A 2,070-nucleotide genomic window follows, 5' to 3' on the forward strand; every position below is an offset into this window, starting at 1 on the left:
CCCCACTTTCCACTTTCTCCTTTTTCCTTTTTCCTTTTTCCTTCCCACTCACCAACCGCAGAGCATGCGGAGCACCCATTCCGCGCCCCTTTCGCGGTTCCCCATCTCTTCAGCCCATTCCGACAAAGGGGTCAGGGACTGAGGGATCAGGGGCCAAGCGATGCCAGCATATAAGGAGCGCGGCTTTCCAAGCCGCTGCAGCTCACCCACCCCCTTTCCACTTTCTACTTCTTACTCTCCACTCAAAAACCGCAGAGCAAGCGGAGCCTTCCCCCACCTTTCCACTTTCTACTTTCTACCTTTTACTCTCCACTCAAAAACCGCAGAGCTAGCGGAGCCTTCCCCCACTTTCCACTTTTTACTTTCTACTTTTCACTTCCCACTCACCCCACTTCCCACCCTCTCCACCATTCCATCCAGCGGGCTCTCCACCCCCAAGCCGCTCACCCCGATCGCCACGTGCAGATAGATCTCCGTCGTCGTGATGTCCTCGTGTCCCAACAACTCTTGGATCCGACGCAGATCCGTCCCGCCCTCCAGCAAATGCGTGGCGAACGAATGCCGCAGTGCATGGCTCGTCACCCATTTCTCAATACCCGCTGCCGCCGCCGCGCGCTTGATCGCATCACTATAAACCTGCGCGTGGAGATGATGCCGGCGACGGACATTGCACGCCGGGTCCACCGATGTTTGCCGCGCCGGAAACAACCAAAACCACTCGAAACTCTCCGCCGCGCGCTGCATCCGCCTCCCCAGCGCTCCTCGTATGTGCACCCCGGCCAGCCCCGCCGCTCGGTCTCGCTCCCAGACCTTGCGAGCCGTCTCCACCTGACCAGCCACCGCATCTAGCAAGCTCTTGGGTAACATCGTCATGCGATCCTTGTCACCCTTGCCTTGGTGCACCGTCAGCGTCCCACGCTCCAGATCAATGTCCTTGATTCGCACTCTGACCAACTCAGAGCGCCGCAACCCGGCCCCGTACTGCAGCCGTGCCGGTAAGCCATAGCGCCCCTCCGCCGCCCTCCCAGGCCCCTCGAGCTTCTCGAAAACCCGCTGCGTCTCTCCCTTGGACAGCACCATCGGCACCCGCGTCCCCGTCTTGCGCAGCTTCACGTTGAACACCGGGTTCTCCACCCCACAGACTTGCTTGAAAAAGAACGCCAAGGCATTGAGCGCCTGTTTCTGAGTGGAGTAAGCGCAGTCCTCATCCTTCACCACCGATTCAAGAAACCGACTCGCCGTTTCCACTCTCATGAGCGCCCGCTCATCATCCCCAAACTTCGCGTAACGGGCCGCCCAAGCTCCATAGCAGCGCTTCGTCGTCAGCGCCAAACCCCGCCGTCCACCTGCCGACTGCACCGCAGCCCGTACCCGCTCCGGCAAGCTCCGGTGGTCCGCATTCGCCTCCGCACAAGCCTCCAGCCAATTAAGGTACCACTGCATCGCCGCCTCCCACTGCTCCAGCTGCCAAGTCTCCCTTGGACGATCTGCAGCCTTCACTTCCATCCTCCAAAAGACCCGCGCCGCCTCCTTCCCGGCCTTCAAATCATGCCGAAGACGAAAATTTTCAAACCATTCGAGGACCAGAAGAAACCCTGAACGCTGGAAATCCGACAGGCCTCGGAACTCGGCGAGATCCTTCCTCCAGCACCAGTGCAGCCTTGAAACACTCATCGTAGGGGCATCGAAGCGATCAAAGGAGTTCAGGTCAATCCAAAACATGTTCAGGCGAACATACTGAGAAGATCCCAGCTCGAAGACGATCATGTCAGATGGTCGCGTGAGCCGATGCCTCCGAGTCGACGTGAGCCGAGTGATATCAGGTACCTCATACCACGCCAACTGCCCCCGCAAGCCGCCACCCGATATCAACACCTCGCACGGAAGAATTCCTTGAACTACGGGGCTTCAAGGCACTAGCCTCCACCAATGTCACTCCCAGATATCAAGATCTGAGGTGATGAGAATAAACACTGTTGGGCTGAAAAATCATGAAAGCATTTAGCCATGGAGTAGTTAAGCTCGGATCAGTCTTCGGCGGTATCATCGGTTTCATCTATTACAATTCGG

General features: G+C 58.0%; 1 protein-coding gene. It reads right to left on the reverse strand.

Annotated elements, in window-relative coordinates; translation table 11 throughout:
• Positions 1-372 precede the first annotated feature (372 nt).
• Entirely contained in the window at positions 373-1,722 is a 1,350-nt protein-coding gene (locus tag JIN81_RS18720; protein WP_200283599.1) for an integron integrase, read from the reverse strand.
• Positions 1,723-2,070 lie beyond the last annotated feature (348 nt).

The organism is Haloferula rosea (assembly GCF_016595525.1).
GTDB lineage: Bacteria > Verrucomicrobiota > Verrucomicrobiia > Verrucomicrobiales > Akkermansiaceae > Haloferula > Haloferula rosea.